The sequence below is a fragment of the Thermocoleostomius sinensis A174 genome, from assembly GCF_026802175.1.
Taxonomy (GTDB): Bacteria; Cyanobacteriota; Cyanobacteriia; order Elainellales; family Elainellaceae; genus Thermocoleostomius; species Thermocoleostomius sinensis.
Genome location: NZ_CP113797.1, coordinates 1,011,614 through 1,030,184, shown reverse-complemented (window position 1 = coordinate 1,030,184; position 18,571 = coordinate 1,011,614). Strand labels below are relative to the sequence as shown.

Annotated in this window: 18 protein-coding genes and 3 pseudogenes; 5 read left to right on the top strand and 16 right to left on the bottom strand. The window is 48.8% G+C overall.

Going from position 1 to position 18,571, the window contains the following annotated elements:
* Positions 1-146: 146 nt before the first annotated feature.
* The 3 genes from OXH18_RS04545 to OXH18_RS04535 form a co-directional block, all read right to left on the bottom strand.
* Positions 147-1,148 carry an ATP-binding protein gene (locus OXH18_RS04545; RefSeq protein WP_268611228.1) on the bottom strand — a complete coding sequence of 334 codons (1,002 nt, stop codon included), beginning with the start codon at positions 1,146-1,148 and terminating at the stop codon, positions 147-149.
* A gap of 101 nt (positions 1,149-1,249) precedes the next feature.
* Positions 1,250-1,477, bottom strand: a complete 228-nt coding sequence (locus OXH18_RS04540; RefSeq protein WP_268611227.1) for a hypothetical protein — start codon at positions 1,475-1,477, stop codon at positions 1,250-1,252.
* Positions 1,478-1,507: 30 nt separating this feature from the next.
* On the bottom strand, positions 1,508-1,834 hold the full coding sequence (locus OXH18_RS04535) for a hypothetical protein (RefSeq protein WP_268611226.1): 327 nt from the start codon (positions 1,832-1,834) through the stop codon (positions 1,508-1,510).
* Positions 1,835-2,131: 297 nt separating this feature from the next.
* Between OXH18_RS04535 and OXH18_RS04530 the strand changes: the two genes are divergently transcribed.
* Positions 2,132-2,374: a helix-turn-helix domain-containing protein gene (locus OXH18_RS04530; protein ID WP_390904350.1), complete on the top strand. Its 243-nt coding sequence runs from the start codon at positions 2,132-2,134 to the stop codon at positions 2,372-2,374.
* A gap of 42 nt (positions 2,375-2,416) precedes the next feature.
* On the opposite strand, the gene OXH18_RS04525 is transcribed toward OXH18_RS04530, so the two are convergent.
* Both OXH18_RS04525 and OXH18_RS04520 read right to left on the bottom strand, forming a co-directional pair.
* Entirely contained in the window at positions 2,417-2,830 is a 414-nt protein-coding gene (locus OXH18_RS04525; protein WP_268611224.1) for an NUDIX hydrolase, read from the bottom strand.
* Between the two features lie 113 nt (positions 2,831-2,943).
* Complete coding sequence (locus OXH18_RS04520; RefSeq protein WP_268611223.1) at positions 2,944-3,507, bottom strand: dihydrofolate reductase family protein; 564 nt, start codon at positions 3,505-3,507, stop codon at positions 2,944-2,946.
* A gap of 546 nt (positions 3,508-4,053) precedes the next feature.
* On the opposite strand from OXH18_RS04520, the gene OXH18_RS04515 reads away from it, so the two are divergent.
* Positions 4,054-5,076, top strand: coding sequence for a tetratricopeptide repeat protein (locus OXH18_RS04515; protein ID WP_268611222.1), 1,023 nt, complete (start codon positions 4,054-4,056; stop codon positions 5,074-5,076).
* A 308-nt stretch (positions 5,077-5,384) separates the two neighbouring features.
* On the opposite strand, the gene OXH18_RS04510 is transcribed toward OXH18_RS04515, so the two are convergent.
* The 11 genes and pseudogenes from OXH18_RS04510 to OXH18_RS04460 form a co-directional block, all read right to left on the bottom strand.
* Positions 5,385-9,137 (bottom strand): CAAX protease, encoded by a 3,753-nt coding sequence (locus tag OXH18_RS04510; RefSeq protein WP_268611221.1) that lies wholly within the window; start codon positions 9,135-9,137, stop codon positions 5,385-5,387.
* A gap of 289 nt (positions 9,138-9,426) precedes the next feature.
* Positions 9,427-9,726: pseudogene (locus OXH18_RS25265) on the bottom strand (hypothetical protein); the annotation flags it as partial.
* A 202-nt stretch (positions 9,727-9,928) separates the two neighbouring features.
* Positions 9,929-10,528 (bottom strand): DUF3611 family protein, encoded by a 600-nt coding sequence (locus OXH18_RS04500; RefSeq protein ID WP_268611219.1) that lies wholly within the window; start codon positions 10,526-10,528, stop codon positions 9,929-9,931.
* Positions 10,529-10,678: 150 nt separating this feature from the next.
* Positions 10,679-11,251 carry a hypothetical protein gene (locus OXH18_RS04495; RefSeq protein ID WP_268611218.1) on the bottom strand — a complete coding sequence of 191 codons (573 nt, stop codon included), beginning with the start codon at positions 11,249-11,251 and terminating at the stop codon, positions 10,679-10,681.
* Between the two features lie 159 nt (positions 11,252-11,410).
* Positions 11,411-11,971 carry an HdeD family acid-resistance protein gene (locus OXH18_RS04490; RefSeq protein ID WP_268611217.1) on the bottom strand — a complete coding sequence of 187 codons (561 nt, stop codon included), beginning with the start codon at positions 11,969-11,971 and terminating at the stop codon, positions 11,411-11,413.
* Between the two features lie 70 nt (positions 11,972-12,041).
* Complete coding sequence (locus OXH18_RS04485; protein WP_268611216.1) at positions 12,042-13,106, bottom strand: M14 family metallopeptidase; 1,065 nt, start codon at positions 13,104-13,106, stop codon at positions 12,042-12,044.
* 119 nt (positions 13,107-13,225) lie between these two features.
* Complete coding sequence (locus OXH18_RS04480; protein ID WP_268611215.1) at positions 13,226-14,029, bottom strand: cyanophycinase; 804 nt, start codon at positions 14,027-14,029, stop codon at positions 13,226-13,228.
* 389 nt (positions 14,030-14,418) lie between these two features.
* Positions 14,419-14,558: pseudogene (locus OXH18_RS04475) on the bottom strand (arginine deiminase); the annotation flags it as partial.
* A 301-nt stretch (positions 14,559-14,859) separates the two neighbouring features.
* Positions 14,860-15,387, bottom strand: coding sequence for a DUF1269 domain-containing protein (locus OXH18_RS04470; protein WP_268611213.1), 528 nt, complete (start codon positions 15,385-15,387; stop codon positions 14,860-14,862).
* 117 nt (positions 15,388-15,504) lie between these two features.
* The gene (locus OXH18_RS04465; protein WP_268611212.1) at positions 15,505-15,885 is read right to left on the bottom strand and encodes a response regulator; all 381 of its coding nucleotides are present in this window, start codon (positions 15,883-15,885) and stop codon (positions 15,505-15,507) included.
* Positions 15,886-15,938: 53 nt separating this feature from the next.
* The gene (locus OXH18_RS04460) at positions 15,939-16,151 is read right to left on the bottom strand and encodes a hypothetical protein (protein WP_268611211.1); all 213 of its coding nucleotides are present in this window, start codon (positions 16,149-16,151) and stop codon (positions 15,939-15,941) included.
* 722 nt (positions 16,152-16,873) lie between these two features.
* Between OXH18_RS04460 and OXH18_RS25445 the strand changes: the two genes are divergently transcribed.
* From OXH18_RS25445 to OXH18_RS04450, 3 genes and pseudogenes are all read left to right on the top strand, one after another.
* A complete protein-coding gene (locus tag OXH18_RS25445; RefSeq protein WP_390904349.1) occupies positions 16,874-17,179 on the top strand; it encodes a transposase family protein in 306 nt (101 codons plus the stop codon).
* Positions 17,101-17,484 (top strand): annotated as a pseudogene (locus tag OXH18_RS04455) (ISAs1 family transposase); the annotation flags it as partial. The gene OXH18_RS25445 and the pseudogene OXH18_RS04455, both read left to right, overlap by 79 nt.
* Before the next feature lie 284 nt (positions 17,485-17,768).
* Positions 17,769-18,560: an IS5 family transposase gene (locus tag OXH18_RS04450; protein WP_268607476.1), complete on the top strand. Its 792-nt coding sequence runs from the start codon at positions 17,769-17,771 to the stop codon at positions 18,558-18,560.
* Positions 18,561-18,571 lie beyond the last annotated feature (11 nt).

Genomic DNA, 18,571 nt, shown 5'->3' with positions numbered 1-18,571 from the left:
ACTGCGCAATCAGCTTTAGTGGGGGCAATTCCTTTACCTGTCCCTCACCTCCCCAACCCTCCTTTCCTTAACCTGGGACAGGAGGAGCTAGAAGCAGATTGGCTCCCTTCTCTCAGGCGTAGGAGCAGGGCTGGGGACGAAGGGGATTATCGACCGTTCACATCAGCCAAATCTAATTGCAGCATGGCATCAGGTTGAGCTTGAAGATAGGCGGAAAATTCGATCAACTCTTCGTCGGTAAGAAAATGACGACTCTTCTTGCCGTAGGTCTGCTCTAGATGTGATTTGCCATCCTTTGCACTCCAGCCCAACCGTGCCATCTCCTGTTCCGTTTGAGCCAGTAAGAAATCGCGATCAATGTGCTTTGGAGCGGGGGCCCCGTCGTTGAGCCAATCTTTCAGAACCGAGGCGAACTGTTCACCGGGTTTAACAATCACTTGACCAGATAATGCTGAGCAGCGAGACTTCGAAATGATTAGTTCATTATCTAAGTTCAATTCGCCACACACATCAAACTCGTACTCCAAGCCATCTCGCTGAATGGGAGCCAAGCCAACCTTACGCGGAGCCGACTTGCCCTTGTCGTTGGTTTCAATAACATATTCCGTCTTGCTGCGCATGGTGACAATTAGGTGATTGGGACAAGCCAGCATAGTCTCCACCAGTTGGTTGTGTAAGGGAGTAACATCGCGCCAAGCGGCAAAGGTGTTGTTGTAGTGTAGCCGTTTCGCTACGCGATCGACCTGTTCCAGGGTTCCATCTTTGCCCATCCAGGCATGAGACAGGGAATCAATAATCAAAACATCGTAGTCAGAGGCGGCACGAATAGCGCTGATGTAGTTTTGAGGATGAAAACTCGTCAGTTCGCAGGTGTCAAACTCAAACAAGTCAGCATATTTGCTGGCCGAGCCGTGCTCCGAGTCAATCACGGCAATACGGGGCTTGCTTCCATCGCCAGAGACACGACCTAAATGGGCAGCGATCGCCAACGCCGAATAGGTTTTGCCCGATCCAGAGGGGCCAATTAAGGCTAGCCGCAAGCGAGATTTGGTTTTCGTAGCTTTCTTAAACATAGGAATCACCTCAGCGCGAAGATGGGGAGGAAACGGCGAAGCGGAAGTTGACGGACAAGTAGAAATGATGGTCATCGTGGATCAACCAGTGGATGAATCGTCAATTAATAATGGGTCACAAAATAGACAGTGCCTATCTGACAAGTGCTCGGAAAGAAGTGCTAAGAATTTAGTGATTAAAATTCGTCATCATCACCAATCGGCTCCAATCGATCGTCCCAGTCGTACTGAGAGCAAGCTTTATCGTGGGACAGAACCCGCGTCGCATGGAGCAGGCAAAGCCCCACTGCTGGAGTACGATCGGAAGGTAAAAACTCAGCACAACTACAGCAGGATGGCACAATTACTGACAGATACGATGCCGTCGATCGGGGACGATCGGGCGTTGAAGTTAATGAATTCATGCGTCCTCTGAGGGTTGGGTGGCAGCCTATTTAACGCGCTGAATGAAGTGATTCAGCCACTACCTGAAATGGTTTCAGCACCGGGCAAGCTACCCGTATCAGTACAGCCGCTTCTTCTCGATCGGCTAATTGCTGACTCACCCCAGTGGGCGGTTGCCAGTTCAGCGGAACTAAATGCACATGACAAGCTTGCGATCGCGTAAAAGCTGGAATCACGCGACGAACTTTTAACCGCGTGCCGTGATAAAGAACCTGTTGCCCCTCCTGCAAATCGCTAGCCAGCACCAGCACTGTAGATATCTCAGTGTGACAATTTGCTTCGTAAGGAGTTAAAAGATCCGGAGTTTGATTTACCATTGGAACTATCCTTTTTGGAATGGATTTCCCGCTTCTGTCTAGGTTGCTTGCTGAGCGTTAGATAGAGGCGGGTTTTTATTAGAAACCGAATCGATGCCCGATGAGTGGCGCACCGCAATGCACCAACAAATCGCGCTGGATGTACTCTCATCGTTGTACACTCAATATAGTACTATTGTACTAAACAAAAGCTGATCTGGCCAAAAATTTACCAACTACGAGTTGGTTGTTAATTGGCGAAGAGGGAATAACGGTGGTGCATTGAAGTGTTGTGTAGCGTAGAACAGCAGTATGGTGGTGAAGATTACCCTTAAGCAAGTTCGAGAGCAGCGCGGGCTATCCCAAAACAAGCTGGCTCAGTCCGCAGGAATGACACTGCAAAATCTGCAAAAAATTGAATATGGGCAAGCGAAATCCTTGACGCTGCAAGCACTAGACAAATTGTGTGCAACTCTCAACTGTCAGCCTGGAGACTTGCTGCAATACCAGGCTGGACAGAACAGTCCTTGTGTCGATCGCATTGAAGGTGAGAAAAACTAACTTAAGCCCATCCCCTTTTATCACTACATCGAGCAACCTTCATCACGCCATCAAGGTGTAACGCTCGTCTAACCGGTGCATGCGTTGCAAGAGTTGCTGTAATTCTGTTTGTTTCACCCGTTTCATGGCTTTGGCAAGGCTAACCCATTCTCGCTGCCGTCGATCGGCTTCATCCCAAGTTTCAAGGACCGTGTCTACTCGCATCAGAAATACTTCGACACGACAAGGTACTCCTAATTTGCGGTGCTCATAAAACCCAATCGCCGGTAACTGCACCTTTCCTAATACGCCTGCCTCTTCGCGGGCTTCTTTCGCGGCTGATTCGGCTGCACTCATCCACGGCTCGATCCATCCCTTGGGAATGCCCCAGCGCTTGCGCTTAGACGAGGTGATTAATAACAACTCAAGCCTGCCTTGCTGGAAACGGTATGGAACGACACCCGATTGCTTAAACATGATAAAAGTTCGATCGCCCAAGGGACGGCTAATAGTTTCTATCGTTAGTCTCTTATCATGGGCAACAGCAAACAACGAGGCATCGCTCTCTGGATAGTTTTATCCACATGGGTTTATCTACCCTGGGTTTTACTCACGTCATAACGAAGTTCGGCCATACCAGCGCCCATTTGACGAACCGACACCAGACGTAAAGTTGGACTCAGCACCCGCCGCGGAAACAATTGCTTTCCTCTGCCCAGAGTAGCCGACCCAATCTGGACGATTAGCTCATCCAAAAGCCCAGCATCGTAGAATTGTCCGGCCAAGTCACCCCCTCCCACGATCCAGATGTTTTTGCCTGCCGCCGCCTCCCGCATTTCCTTGTGAATTGGTTGCACATCTCCTTTGACAAATCGAATGATTGCACCCTCGATGAGCGGGAGCTTACGACTGGTGAATACCCAGACAGGCTGAGTGTAGGGCCACGCGGCTCCGGTTTCGGCAGCAACCTGATCGGCATTGCGAACAATCCACTCGTAGGTGGACGCTCCCATAACCAAGGCACCGACCTCGGCAATGAACGCTGGGTAGCTAGAGTTAGTCAGGTCGCCAAGCGAAAACAGCCAGTCCAATGAATCATCTTCGGTTGCGATGAATCCGTCAAGGCTAGTGGCTGTATAGTACTGAGTTTTCATTCTTGGGTTTGCTTGTAATCCCTAACTGCGATCGGACATCAACGAAATTGGTGGACAGCGTCATCAGTGCTTGGTGTGGCTGTATTCACGTTGGAGTTGCCCGCATCCCTGCCCCTTCTTCCTCCAAGAGCAGAGAGCCGGATCGCTTCCTCGCCAATTGGGAGAGGGGGAGGGGAAGGGAGAGGAAGTCCGATTCGTAGCTCGATTCAGCCATGCCTAGTGCTCTTGCACCTTGACGTTAAATTTCGACTAGTCTACTTAGATTTAGGATCGATATTTAACACATTTTCACTGTTTAACACGTTTTGTGTGACAAATATTTGATTTGCGTGACAAATGTTTGAGCATAGAGCGGCAAGTTAAGCCAATGGGAATTATTCCGTTAATACAAATTAAAAATAGGTTAAAAGATGCATGATTTTCTATTTACGTCTTGTACCGAAAGGTAGAGAATGTTGGTTAATCTATTGCAGGATTCTTCACACACCAGTTTGAACTACCCCTTGGAGCGTCCTGCAAATTTAGCGCTAACTTAACTGAGGTAAGATGACACTGTCTTTTAACCGCATTGAGGAATGGGAGCAACGTCGCAGCGAGGCCAACCACTGCTATAAGCAAGGGCGATTCCAAGAATATCTTGATCACGCCATTGAAAATTTGCTTTTAGCCAGAACGTTGCCCGATCGCGGTAGAGAAGGCCGAGCACTCAACGACGTTGGTTTAGCTTACCTTAGCTGTTGGCAAATACAACCAGCCCTAGACTGTTTTGAGCAAGCCTTAGAGTTGGCAAAAGAACTGAACAATCAGCGGGCTGAAGCAATTACCCTCAGCAATATTGGCTCTGCCTACAGCCGCCTCGGTCAATTCTCGCAAGCGTTGGCTTATTTTAACGAAGCCCTGCCGATGTTTAGAGCCTTGCAAGATACCGAAGGCGAAATTTCCACTCTGAATGATGTGGCTCTGATTTATACCAAACTGGGGGAGCCAAAGCGAGCACTGTTGTTGCAGAGTCAAATCTTGGAAATGCGGCGCTTGTTGGGTGATTTTTCGGGGGAAGCTACCACGCTCAATGGTATTGGCTTTGCCTACAGCACCCTTGGGCAGTTTGAGCAAGCGCTAGAGTTTTTTCAGGCGGCGCTGCCGATTCAGCAGGCAGTTAAAAATTTGGCGGGAGAGGCCATTACGCTCAATAACATTGCGTCGGTGTATAGCGATTTGGGCAAACCCAGACAGGCGCTTTTGCTCTATCATCAGGTGTTGCTAACTCGCCGGGTTTTGAACGATCGCGCTGGGGAAGCCACGACGCTTCACAACATGGGCTATATGTACAGCCTGCTGTCTGAGCAACGGCAAGCGCTGAAGTTCTATAAACAAGCCATCAGCATTCACCAAGAGTTGGGCGATCGGCTCGGTGAAATTACAACGCTGCTGAATATGGGCAGCCTGTATCGTAGCCGTCGTCAAAAGAAACTTGCCCGATCGTGTTACTCCACTGCACAAAAATTGGTAGAGCAAATTGAGCATCCGCCGCTGCTGGAAAAGGTGCAGCAGTGTATGAATTCGTTATAGTCGGGAGTCGGAAGTTGGGAGTGGGGAACAGGAGATAGCTGAAACGTTGGAGCAATCTGATACCTTCAGGGCAATTGTGCTGTGGAAGTAATTGATGAATAAAATCGTAACCCGGCCGCAGCTAAACAATGACAGGTAGCATAGAAGAATGGAGTTATTGAATGATTTCCAGGATTGAGAAAGAAAGGAAGAAGGCACGGTGGCTGCTCAAACTGGAATTGTTGATGACACAACAATTTGATTCCTAAATGAACACATGTATAGCACTGACTGAGGAACTAACGATCGAATGATCGGTTTATCATTGACTAAATCGTCATCGGTGAAATCGGCTCAATGTCTGGATCGTAACCTCCAACTTGGTTCGTGCGCAGTACCCAAACCGATGCCCCCTGCTCTAGAAAAACTTGAACTACCATATCACTGGACTTACGCGGCAACAGGGTGCGCCAACTGCCCAAGCCCGTGATTAAGTTGCGGAGCGGTTCATCTTCTAAACTCCTACCCAAATTAAACTCATTACTTTCCCAATCGGTGCGGGGCGAACCAAACGGCTGCAAGCGTTGATACAGTTTGGTTTTTATTTGCAAAAGCTGTTGATAGCGCTGAACTTGGTCGGGTTGATGAGTTAGCCAAGTTTGCAACAGAGGTTGATTGGCATCGATCATCTGCGACAGTGTACGCAGGCTAGCAAATAGGGCTTGGTTGGAATCTTGAGCACAATTATTCGCCGGTCCAACATAGGTTGCCCCCGTGCCATCGCCAATTCGATAGCGAGCCGTCATCGCTTCCAGTTGCTTCACCATCGTTGTCAGTGCCGATCGCCGATCGCCGTTGATATCAAACTCGCCCGTGAAGGGGTCAAATTTGATCAAAATATCGCAAACCGGGCGCGTTCCCACCCACCCAAATTGCCGATCGCCCATATACCGTGACCAGTGCAGCGTTCCCGCCGTCAGTCCATCGGTGTTGTGGGAGTACACCTGGTAATAGCAAATATCAAACCGTCGTTCATCGCTAATTGGATCATGAATCACTGTGGCCAGCCCATAGGAAAAATGGCCAAAGAAGATTGGGGTAGCCGCCGCTGGTTCCTTATTATTGCCGCCAATGCCGCCATAGACATGCAGCAACAGCGCCCGATCGCCCACTTGCCACTCATCAATCGCGGCCTGAATAGAATCGGAGCGTTCCTGGCTGGGTTTGCGGCCGCCCACACACAGCACTGACGAAATTCTGCCCTTCTGCGCCACTACATCGGCCCAAGATTCCCGTCGAATATAGCGATAGGATGCTTGACTGCCAAACACAACGCGATCGGGTTGGAGCCGAAACAGCGATCGGGGAGCCAACGACTGCACCACAAACTCCCCATTGGCATCCTGAGCGCCATAGATATACCAACCTGTCTCATTGAGCGGGCTTTGCTCTAGCTGGTGGGTGGTTGAAGGAAAACTACCGTAATTCTTTGCCTGGACGACTGGCGGCAATCGCACCACTTCTTGCCCACCATCAAACTGACGAGAAATAGTGTTGAAATGGCTGACCTGAAACCGATCGGTGTTGGCAATCGGCGCTTCAAACCGCACCAGTCCGTAATAGCGTCCCGTGATTTCGATCGGTTGGTGGCGAATGTAGAGGGTGGGAAGGGAGGAGCGATCGGTGCTACTGGCTGCCTGAACGTCTACGGTTCCCGTCAACATCACGATCAAATCATCGGTGGGATGAGACCCCGCCAGCGATTCTAAGGGCCCCACCTGCTGCCAATGGTTGAGTCGTTCTGGATGAATTGTGCCGTCGTATTGACTGGAATAGGTAGCATCAACACTGAAGTGCACGTCTTGAGTGACAGCCCGCACCAAGTTTTTCACCCTCGGCTCGTCGGCCCAACGCAGCATCACTCGTTGCCCCACCAGATTCTCATAACCTCGATCGGCATGATGCACTTCTAACCAGACACCACGCACCAGTCGTCGTTCCGATGGTTGCGGTAAAATCAATCGTCCCATCCACGGTGCGATCGGGCGATACCAGTGGGCATTCACGGTCTGCATCAGGGGATAGTAGGTGTGGTTGTTAAAGTCGGCCTGCTTATACAGTTCATAATTGCTGAGTTTGCGATGCGGTTGAGGGACAGTATCCAGCAGCCGACCGTCCAGAATGGACAGAATCAGGGCGATCGTATGTTGCAAATGGCTTTCACCCGTAGGCAGTAAGGCGTGAGGGTCCATAATGCCGCCGGGGACCTGATGTCCCACTGGGCCCAACGCAATCTCGCTGATTTTGCCCTTGCGCATGGCTCGGTTCCAATAGGACAACGGAAACCATTGGCGTCGTCCCGGAAACAGCAACGGCCCTAGCTTCGCTACTCCATCTTTGGTGCCCACTAGATGGTAAAGATGCCCCAATTTCAATACATTGATATTGGCACTCATGACGCCTCCCAAGGAGATCACGTCAATTTCACTGCCCAACACGCGCTTGAGATAAGGAGCCGCCGCGATCGACATCTGCGCACCGCCACTGTAGCCAATTAGGGTAATGGGAATGCCGCCGCCTGGCTGATAGCCCCGGTTCAGCAGCCCGTTGTAGAGCACTTGAGCGATTCCCTGGTTGTAAATTGGGCCATAACGTTTGTCCGCAGAGATTGCTACAATCCAGGCATTGCGGACATTCACCATAAAACCCAACAGCGCCGTCGGGTTTTCCCAACGCATTTTGTCTGCCAATCGCCACAGCCAGGCCAGCGGTCGATCTTGATTGAGGGGTTTGTTGAACACCGAGTACATCATTAACCCCTGGATGAACTCCACATCGTCTGGCAAAACCTCCTGAAGTGCTTCGACAAATTCTGCTACATCGGGCGTATAAGCGTCGCTGGATTGACCCACACCATCCACATAAACAACATAGCGAGACGGAGAGTCTGAATCGTGATTCTGACGAGATAACTGAGCTGAGGTTGTCGGTCGAGAGCGGGTAGTATCTAAATCGTCGTTGTACCAACCAGCCCACCAGCCCAAGGTTTCTAGGGGAGCTAATAGCCCCGCAAACACGAGTGCCACGAATCCAATCCACGATAGATCCAACACTCGACGCAACACCCATGGCAAGCTGTCGTACCAGCTAAATAAGCTGAGGCGAACGGGGCGCAACAGCAGGGCAATCACCAGAAACAACAGCACCATGCCTAGTAACATGATGCCCAAGCGAATGGATTGCGGAATGGCTGGGGTTCGAGGTGGCGCTGCGATCGGTTCGTCAGGGTTGAGAGCGTCCATTGGCAGGGTGGCGGCACCCACTGAGGCGTTCGCAAACAAAGATTCAGCAGACTGTGACGTTGAAATCGAGGCTTGGCGATCGGGCGTTGCGATGTCTAGTTGAACGGATGGAGCCGCTACGGTAGTACCGGTAAAAAATCGAGTGTCAAAGCCAGATTGCAGAATTTCAGTTAGTTCCTTCCGATGTAGTGCCAGATGTCCTCCGGCCACTCGTTCAGCCAAACGCCGTCCTAGCTGAGAGAGCGGTTGTCCAATTGTGTTTCCCAATAGTTCTTTGACAAACCAGCCGAACGCGACATAGCCAAACGCTGAACTCATGCCAAGATTGGTTACTGCACTGAAGCCGACCACCATGGCCAACAAGTGCCAGATTGATAGAATTCTCAATAAGGGAAACCCTAGATACGGCAACGCTCCCAGAAAGCTGAACAGCAGCGGTGCATAGCTGAGTCCCAGAACAATAAACAGCGTAGGTAATGGTAACTGAACCGATCGCGGCAGCAGACCAATTAACCAAGTACTAAAGACCAGAAACAGTACTTCGAACAGATAGAGAATAGCGCTAATGAATAGGCTGAAGACAAAGCGGATCGGTTTCACCCGATTAATAAATAAAATAATGCTTTGACCGATCGCTAGCGACAGCCCAGCCAACAACACCACAAGCAGCGCCAACAGTCCTCCTCTAGGAGCAGCGGCGACTTCTCTGAACACCTCACCGTTCAATCCAAAGACCCAGCCCAGGACTTCCCAAATACGATCGAGTGTGACAAAAGACATAGACTTTACCGGGAGGATATTCGTTCGCTAACTGATTCAATCCCTAGCTTTAGCGCATTTGTACAACATCCGAGACGACACTATTGTTGAAAATAACCTGCACAATGGCGCGATCGGTGTCCCGATGCCATTGCTCCACCACACGGGTTGTAGTTTGCTCAATGGTCTGAGTGAAAAAGAAATCATTTTGTCTGAGCCATTCCCGGGCCCGCGTAGCATCTACCCCCAGCAAATCTTGGCGCAGGGCAGCCACCGAACCGGACGACCCTGTCCCCCCACCCGGGCCTGTGCTGGAGAGTCCACAGGTTCCTCTCGACCAACCCCACTCTTCCACGCCAACTGAGATTTCTGAGCTAGGGCGCACATCTCCTGCCGACAGATCCACCAGCGTCACTGCTACGGCCGCCATCAGTGATCCGCGATAGATAGGTTGTCCTAGGGCGTTGGTGGAAGCAAAGGTCAGTTGCGATACTTGTGGCGGCTGTCCCGAACGCTCCCAACGAATTTGAGTGAACCGTCCATCCAAAAACTCCGCCGTATATGCCCAGCCGTTCGTCATGCGCCCCGTGCAGAACAATTGCTGTGTTGCCTGAACCGGAGAGAAGATGGCATCGGTCATCAAAAAGCTCAGTCCTGCGAATCCAGTGACGATCGAACGTCTCAACCATGTCATCATTGTTACCTTATAATTCCTTAGCGCGAAAACAACGTTTGAGAAACGAACCCACAGATTAAAAACAGCGGTTTTCAGGACAGCCATCATGCCGTCTCGACTTAAACTTGACCAATCCTCAATCTTGAGCGCTGCGGTGTTGCCCCACCTGACGCAGCAGCAACAAAGCTACCACGACCCCCACTAAACCAGCCGCAATGGCATTAATCATGGCTTGAATGGCAATCATGTTGGATGGCGTAATCAACGCGCCTTGGGCGACGGTGGTTCCAATCTGATTAGGAGTAATCACCGTTGAACCTTGTGGCAGCGTCAGCATCCGGAAGGTTAACGAACCAACACGCACCAGAGCAATGAGGATGGCGATCGCCATAATTCCCAAATTGATCAATAACCCCAGCTTTAGATCGCGTTTCACCTGAGCTTTGGCAGGACGCAGATCTCGGTTTTCCATTTTATGCCCTAATAGGGTATAGCGAAAGCACCAGTAAATGCTGAAAACCAGGCAAATCAGACAAGCGATGGATAATCCAATTCCGAAAGAAGGTCCGCGTGGCTGCTGTCCTGGCCCAAACAGTGTTCTTGTGACGACCACTAGAATTGGAATAAACCCCAACAGAGCTTGTAACCAAAAACCGCTCCACCCCAGCCATCGCAGAGAACGAGCAATTTGATGAGGAGATGGATTAGCCGTTTCCGAGTCAAGTAGTTTGAACATATAAAACTAGCCATAGAGCCAAACTGTTGAAGTTAGAGGGAACCACAGGTAGGGCAACAGCGGTCATCCAAAAATCCCAGGATTGATACAATCAAGATTAGCAATAACGGTCACTGTTCTATCGCTTGTCTCATAGATCTACTGTAAAACTTAAGATTCTTCGGTTTCTCGAAAGATCACGGGAGCATTCTGCAACCGTCTGTATAGTTGGTAACGATGATATAGCTCACGATTTGTAAAGAAGAACAGAGAAACGGCTTCCCACAAAAACACCCATCCTCCAATCAATAGCGCCTCCGACAGCAAGGACAGTAATCCTTCCCCCAACTGCTCTGACGACAACGTTCCAAAAGCCAAAAATGCAAAACCGAGAACAACACAGCGCAGCATCTGGGTATTGGTCTTCTCCAATTCTTTTCGGAGTAGGTATCGTTTGAAGATAAAACTGTTCTTTAGACCGTGTCGTGTTTCTTCTTCAAGCCGTTCATCTCGACTGCCCTTGGGCAGGAGAAAATACAACTCCACTGGATGACGCAGCGGAATTTCTTCAGAACTTCCTTCTAAATAAAGCTCTAAGTCAGGATCGAGAGCGCGACGTTTAAAGGGGGCAGGGTCCCATTCGTTGAAGATATCTCCATATTGATCCAGCGCAATCTCGATCATGTAAAGTCCGGTATCTTGATCGATCGTATAAATTTCGCCAAAAACTCGATCGCGTTTCATCGCTGGATCTCTAGAATTTAGTCTCCAGTTATTTTTCAGTGACCGATCGGCATAGTTCATGGGTAACACAGCCGAAACTAGCAATGCAGTGTAGGCATTGTCTACCTGAACGATTGATGGTCAACTCAGCCTTCAATAAGGTATCACGATAATATGTTACTAGTAATGGGTCACGGTTCGTCGTGCCACCAACGCCGCTGTCAGCAGCGAAACGCCGCTCATCAGCAAACTGATGCCTACGTATAATCCAATCAACCAAATGGCACTAGAGGGAAAGCGATTGAGCACCATAATTCCTAAAATCAGGGTAACGATACCGTTTAAAGCCACCAACCAAGAAGCGCGACTGCCTGCTCGATTGGTGAACGCCATGATGATTGTGAAAATTCCTTCAACGATGAACAAGACACCAAAAGCGAAAGTCAACGCCAGAACGGCGGTGCCAACATTCAAGACAATGTAAATTCCGGCAATGACATAGAAAAGACCTACCAACAGATTCAGCCAAAACCCTCGCAGAGGACGCGACTGAAACGCCTGCACAACCATGACAACTCCGCTGAATAGCGTAATCCAGCCAATCACAGAAGTGAAAAACGCAGAAGCAATGCCTGGTAACAGAATGGCTACAATTCCTAGAATGATTAGCACAATACTGAGAGCAATTACCCAACCGATCGATTTTCTGATATTGGTTTCCGATTGAAAATCTGTTGTCATAGCACTCACCTGAATTGAAATCGTTTTTAGCGTGTGTGTATCAGCCAAGATACAGTCAAGAGGTGAACAGTCAAGTCACTGTTGAGTTCGCACGATTGTACAAAATCTGAAGGATACGGGAACCAGGTTCTGTCAAAGCATCACGTGCAATTGTCGCCACTTCCCCCGCTACACTGACAGTGTACTCTGCCACAATGTCACCAAAGGAATTGCGCTGAATTGCCACTGTTTGTCCTGGTGTCACCTTGTCTTTTAGATCCACCAGCATTTCTAGATAGCCACCTGTAGTCGCGCGAATGGTTTCCATCTCATCCCCGAAGAATGTTCCTGCCTCTCTGGAGGTGCGACCGATCGAACCCTCAATCACCTGATAGTGCTTCAGCACATTCAGGCTGCCTTCAATCGCCATGGCAATCTTGCGGGCATCAAAAACTCGAGGGCCACCAATTTCGATCGTCATTACCGGAATGCCTGCTTGCGCAAACGCCAGTTCCAAAGAGCCACCTTCCCCCGGATCATTTTTGATCTGCTCGACTGGAAACAACTCTGCAAGTTGACGAGTTTCTGGGTTGCGGAAATCAGCAAAGATGAACATGGTGAAGTCGCCTCCGGTTGAGGCGGTATGAAAGTCAAGCGCCACATCCACATTCGGTTGGAACAGTCGGTTCCACAATAACCCAGCATGACGGATGGGAGGATGATCACCCGCTTCATCACCGGGCCAAACTCGGTTCAGGTCAATTAAGGCTCCGCCCTTCTGCGCGATCGGCCAATTCCGCTGAGTATATTCCTTCGCTGGACGAGAGAGATCGTAGACTGCCATCACCGTACCTGTCATTTGCAACGGGTCAAGTTGTGCCATGATGCGTTGCAACGCATTCACCGGACTCAACTCATCGCCATGTACACCGGCCGTCAGGACGATGCGTTTGCCCGGTGCACCCTTTGCCACCACGACTGGCAAATACCAGTGTTGTCCTGTTCCCATCTGTACGCCCTGAAAGAAAAAGCGGTGCTTTCCCACTCCCAAATCGTTCACATTTAATTCACTGATTACCGAGACGCCCTGGAGCCGATCGCCTGTGTAAGTTGTCTGCACTGAAGTCACTGCTGCGGTATCAATTAGAGTTGTCATAATTCACGCTCGCATTCTACCTTCAATACAATCAACTATTTTGGGAACAAACGATCGTTCATCCCCTTTCACTCATCAGCAAGTCCACGGTTCAAAATGAATACTACACCCGATGAATATCACACCAGCGGTTGGTGTGTTTTCAGATTAAACCGATAGCCATGCGGCAGAATGTGTAGCTTGACGCCACACAGAGCGATCGGCTCGTCTTTCAATAAGCCCTCCAGATTATTGTGGGTTGCAGTCGTTTCATCGACAACGGTGACACTACCTTGCCCAACTACTTCAAACTCATCACCGTTGACAATGATACCCGTGTCTTCGTCAATGCCCAATCCCAATACGGCCGGTTGCAACACCAGCGCCGCCAGGAGACGCCCCAACCGTCCCCGCTGGGCAAAATGTTGATCGATTACAATACCGGGCAAAAAGCCCATTCCCGGCCCCATGCTGACCGCATCGACACTAGGGTTGGCAACCGACGCGCCACCTACAATCATCTCATCAGGCATCATAGCAGCCCCAGCACTGGTACCCCCAATCACGGTGCCTTGTTGATGCCGCTTGTGAATGACCTTGTCCAGAGAAGTGCCTCGAATGAAATCCACAATCCGCGACTGGTCGCCGCCTGTAAAGAAAATTCCTGTCGCTTCTTCAACGATGCGAATCGAAGCTTCCCGCTCCGAATCATCGCGATGTTCGGTATGAATTGCATCCACCGACGCTGCTCCTAGCCGCTCAAAGACGCGAATATAATCTTCTCCCACCTCTTTCGGTAAACTAGTAGCCGCTGTCATGACGGCAATGCGAGCATTAACACCGCCTGCCGCTCGAACAAATTCTCGCAAGACAATACAATCACCGTCTCGATCTTCGGCGCCGCCAATGATAACCAAAGCGCCTGGTTTCGACTCAGTACTCATAGTGCATACTCCTGATAACTCTGACGATTTGTCGATTTGTAAAGCTGGGTCAGCGTTACACACTCTTACACACTCACTCATCTTACCGTTGATATCCCTAGCGATACCTAAGCAGTTTTCCTTCCCGTTACATTTAGAAACGAAGACAAATACAACTAACTCAACAGTCTGGCTTTGGCAAGTTGAAACTCGGCGTCAGTCAGTGCTCCTGCTTCCTTTAACTGCTTTGTCTCTCCTTTGAACAGAGCAATGGGAATTGTCAAACCAATCACAAGGACAATATTGAGAGCATGATTTTTTTAATGTTCATATCAGCTACGACTACTTTCAAAAAACGATCCAAATGAGTTGGAAAGAGAACAAGAAACGATACGATCGGCTAAAAATCAATCGCAGTTGGAGGGGGTCAAACGAGAATGGGCCAAACCCGGTGAACAACCATTACCTTGCGCAGTTTGCCTACTTCTGAGTGAACGCCATAAGCAACAGAGGTTTGATTAGTAGCAACAGGATCAGTAGCAACAGTCATGACAACTCCGTTTGATTGATGTTGATTCAAGGTCAAACACGTTCAATCTGTGGTTCTAGTTATTACGGGCAGGCATCACTGGCACAATGAATTGATCGGCCGTCACACTATTTAACCCGACGGCTGCCACAATCGCGGTTGCAAACATAAGACCAGTGGTTTTTGCTCGCAGAAGCAAATAACTAACGAAAGCAACGGAACGATCGCACCTAAGTACGATGGACCTCTGATGGTGCGCCTACGAGGGGGGACATAATGCAACATTTCTGATAAATGACGAAATCCTACAATCAATGCACTGCTACGTCGGTTGCTTCTCGGTATCTAATTCAGCATCTAACTCAGCGCCAAAGTCCTCCCGCAGCTTAGCTTCTTGCTCGGCCGATAGATTGGATTGAATCAGTTCACCCTTTTCTTCGGCTGTGAAGGCTGCCTCGACCTTATCTAGGGTCACTTGCCCCGTGAGCAAAAACAACGCAGACGTTCCTTCTGTTACCTTATTCTGCAACTCTTTGATGAAATCATCATTGATGCCATAGTCCGTAAACTTACCCGATAGTGCACCTGCTGTTGCACCCACAATCATTCCTAATAATGGAACGAAAAAAATCAATCCAAATAACATGCCCCAGAATGCCCCACCTAATGCACCTGCTCCTACGGTATTCATGGCTTGATAGGTTTTGGGGCGCTTGCGACCTTGGGGCCAAGACGCGATCGCCGCATCCAACACCTGAATTAGCTGCTGTTTTTGCAAATTTTCTAACTTAGTTAGGGCCTTATCTGCACCGTCGGATGTGTTGAATTTCCAAACAGTTAATGTTGACATAACGCTCTCCTCAATTAGTTATTGGTTACGAGATATTCCAGTTAGCTATGCTTTAGCTACGTTCAATGTTTTTAGCTTTGAAATGAGCTAACTTCTGCAATAGAAACATTGCAAGTTTTAATCATTCCATCCCAATAAATGAGATATCTGAGTCGGCAAGGTAGAAGGATTAAACGGTTTAGTAATAGCTCCGGCAAATCCCATTTGTTGAAGTTGATTTTTGGTAAACCAACTAGCTCTAGCTGTAATGAGCACAATAGGAATTGATTGAGCTACAGAATGGCACTTCAACTGTTCAACAAAAATCAGCGCATCGGTTTCTGAAATCGATGCATCCAGCAAGATGACATCAGGATGAGTCATCGTACATAAATCAACCCCCTCTTGAATTGAGTTTGATAGCGTGATCCCCCAACCGCCAAATTCACTCAAGCAGCTACATAAAACTTCACCAATTGTAGGCTCATGCTCAATCAACAGAATCGATTTACTAAACATGAATAACGTTCCCTTTACTGAAACAAGGGAACAATCTGGTTCAAAATGCTTGTTCACCTTGGAAATTGCCTCAAAAGCTGTTCAAGCATGGTTTCAGCTTGAAAATGAAGATCGAAGTTGAGTTGCAGATCCTCTAACACTTGTCTGGCAAGAGCGACCATAACTTGTGCAGAAGCATAGTCATGCTCGTTTAATTGCTGTTTAGCTCGGTTTAAAACATTGATCGCAACTTCAACACGACTAATTTGAGAGTCATCGTTGAACATAGCGCAAAGGGTTCGAGAGTGATTAAAATAATTTGTTTTCCATCGTAGAGCAATAAAATATGAAACTGATATGAAGGGAGTTTGCAAGTATTTATAGATGTTTAATCAACTCGATTGTTGTGCTATTCAACTTGCTATATGTACTGCATATGCTGCAATTTTGTCGCGAAAGATTACAACCCGTTGCTCAAATATCATGGCGGTGAAAAGGCTTGCCCATGATGTCACACATGAATCTACAAAAGCGCGAGGCTGGGCAAGTACCTGAAACCATTGATCGATTGATCGATAGAACTAACCAATAATCCTGACTGCCTGACACATTGCACATAAGGTTCCCAGGCACTCAAGCTCAGTTCTCCACTACAGAGCAAGGCACTCACCCTGCATGCCAATGCTTTGAGATGGCGCAGATCACGGGCATGACTGTATTGACGCAGGAAGGCGAATAATTGACCATACAGGTGGGTAGAGTTTGTCATGATGCTCGGCTTTGGTGTGGTAACTTTAGCCTCTCATGCTCTCTACCTTTTTGTACGCATCCCACTGCTATTAGCTTTTAACCACTTCTGTCAGGCAGCCAGGCTCATCTGTCATTGACCGACAAAATACAATTAAGCGTTCATCCGTTTTTCGTTGCTCCTGTTGTAGTTTTGCACAGGTATCAAATCGGCTCTTCAGGCTCAAAAAATTTCCAAGCTTCGGTATTAGGCGCAGGGTAAATGCATCTAAACGAGAGTAGACAGGGGTGTAAGATAGAGAGCCTTCCCCTCCCTTATGCCTCCAATTGTTGGCCGAGAGAGCTTGTCTGCCTGGAACAATGCTTTGGTGAGATTGCTGACCCTAGAGTCGAACGCACCCGTGCCCATCAATTGCTCGATATCCTGGCGATTGCCTTGTTTGCTGTTCTAGCGGGTGTAGACAGTTGGGTTGCCATCGAAACCTATGGCAATGCCAAGATTGGGCAGGGTTACAAAGCTTGGTCGTTGTGCAATCAAAGCGTCGGCTCTGGAACAAGGACTCCTTAGAAACCCGCTATTTCCTCAGTTCCCTTGCCGTTGATGAGGCTACTTTTGCTCGCTATATTCGCGCACATTGGGGCATTGAGAACCAACTGCATTGGTGTCTTGATGTCGTCTTCAACGAAGATGCTTCTCGCATTCGTCAAGATCATGCCCCTCGCAACTTCAGCGTCCTGCGACGGTTTGCCCTCAACTTGTTGCGCCAAGATACCTCAAAGGGCAGTTTGGCGATGAAACGCTACAAAGCCGGACTGGATGAGCAGTTTATGGTGCAAATTCTCACCCCACTCCTAGCGTTGGATGAGGCATAGTTTGTCCCTCGATTTTGACGCGTTTACCCTGAACAAGAATTTTATTGGCAATACTTATCATGACTGATTTCGTAAGAGTCGCACCTACTTCTACTCCTATTGACACTCCTATAATTTTCATTAATTCACTAAAAGAGACATTATATACTCCCTTTTTGTAACAGTTTATCTTGTGATATCTAGACAGGTAATTAAGAGGGTGTTTGAGAAGCCAGGAAGGTCGTAAAAAAGCTCACTCAGTGTAGGCTGCGAATAGCAAATATCTACAGCCCTGAGTGAGTCAGATGAGTAAAGCATATCCCAGTAACCTAACCCGCGCCCAATATGAGGTTTTGAGTGAATTAATTCCAGCAGCAAAGCCAGGTGGTCGTCCTCGCAGCGTTGACCTGTGGGAGGTGCTCAATGCCATGCTCTATGTTCTGGTTGAAGGCTGTCGTTGGCGTTCTTTACCTGGTGATTTCCCAGCCTGGCAGACGGTGTACACGTACTTCCGCAACTGGCGATTGGACGGCACCTGGATTTCCATTCATGACCAGTTGCACCAGTGGGTTCGCATCGATGCGCAACGCTATCCTAGTCCATCAGAAGCGATCATCGATAGCCAAAGCATCAAGAGTGCAGCAGGAGTTCATCAACAAGTTGGCTTTGATGGAGGCAAGCTGATTACAGGACGCAAACGATTTTTAACGGTGGATACGTTAGGACTGGTTTTGCGGGTGTTTGTGAGTGCGGCAAACCTGGGGGAACGCGAAGGGGGCAAACGTGTCCTCAAACGAGTCAAACGGATGAAGAAAAAGGTTTCACGCTTAATCACCATTTGGGTAGACGGCGGGTTCGATGGCGCCCCTTTTCTGATGTGGGTGATGGATGTTTGTCGTTGGATTGTGCAAGTTGTACTGCGACCTGAGCAAACCAAAGGCTTTAGCTTGCTCAAAAAGAGGTGGGTGGTAGAACGAACTTTTGGTTGGCTAATGGGATGCAGACGGTTGGTCAGAGACTATGAATTATTACCAGAGACATCAGAAACCTTGATCTACCTTGCCATGATTCGGATTATGGTGAGGCGGTTGGCATAAATTTGACACCT

Excerpts from the sequence above, each read along its gene's own strand:
- OXH18_RS04520 (WP_268611223.1), bottom strand. The coding sequence starts at position 3,507 with ATGAAAACTCAGTACTATACAGCCACTAGCCTTGACGGATTCATCGCA.
- OXH18_RS04450 (WP_268607476.1), top strand. The coding sequence starts at position 17,769 with ATGAGTAAAGCATATCCCAGTAACCTAACCCGCGCCCAATATGAGGTT.
- OXH18_RS25445 (WP_390904349.1), top strand. The coding sequence starts at position 16,874 with ATGCATCTAAACGAGAGTAGACAGGGGTGTAAGATAGAGAGCCTTCCC.
- OXH18_RS04545 (WP_268611228.1), bottom strand. The coding sequence starts at position 1,148 with ATGACCATCATTTCTACTTGTCCGTCAACTTCCGCTTCGCCGTTTCCT.
- OXH18_RS04485 (WP_268611216.1), bottom strand. The coding sequence starts at position 13,106 with ATGACAACTCTAATTGATACCGCAGCAGTGACTTCAGTGCAGACAACT.
- OXH18_RS04480 (WP_268611215.1), bottom strand. The coding sequence starts at position 14,029 with ATGAGTACTGAGTCGAAACCAGGCGCTTTGGTTATCATTGGCGGCGCC.
- OXH18_RS04470 (WP_268611213.1), bottom strand. The coding sequence starts at position 15,387 with ATGTCAACATTAACTGTTTGGAAATTCAACACATCCGACGGTGCAGAT.
- OXH18_RS04500 (WP_268611219.1), bottom strand. The coding sequence starts at position 10,528 with ATGTTCAAACTACTTGACTCGGAAACGGCTAATCCATCTCCTCATCAA.
- OXH18_RS04535 (WP_268611226.1), bottom strand. The coding sequence starts at position 1,834 with ATGGTAAATCAAACTCCGGATCTTTTAACTCCTTACGAAGCAAATTGT.
- OXH18_RS04515 (WP_268611222.1), top strand. The coding sequence starts at position 4,054 with ATGACACTGTCTTTTAACCGCATTGAGGAATGGGAGCAACGTCGCAGC.
- OXH18_RS04495 (WP_268611218.1), bottom strand. The coding sequence starts at position 11,251 with ATGAAACGCGATCGAGTTTTTGGCGAAATTTATACGATCGATCAAGAT.
- OXH18_RS04460 (WP_268611211.1), bottom strand. The coding sequence starts at position 16,151 with ATGTTCAACGATGACTCTCAAATTAGTCGTGTTGAAGTTGCGATCAAT.
- OXH18_RS04490 (WP_268611217.1), bottom strand. The coding sequence starts at position 11,971 with ATGACAACAGATTTTCAATCGGAAACCAATATCAGAAAATCGATCGGT.
- OXH18_RS04540 (WP_268611227.1), bottom strand. The coding sequence starts at position 1,477 with ATGAATTCATTAACTTCAACGCCCGATCGTCCCCGATCGACGGCATCG.
- OXH18_RS04510 (WP_268611221.1), bottom strand. The coding sequence starts at position 9,137 with ATGTCTTTTGTCACACTCGATCGTATTTGGGAAGTCCTGGGCTGGGTC.
- OXH18_RS04525 (WP_268611224.1), bottom strand. The coding sequence starts at position 2,830 with ATGTTTAAGCAATCGGGTGTCGTTCCATACCGTTTCCAGCAAGGCAGG.
- OXH18_RS04465 (WP_268611212.1), bottom strand. The coding sequence starts at position 15,885 with ATGTTTAGTAAATCGATTCTGTTGATTGAGCATGAGCCTACAATTGGT.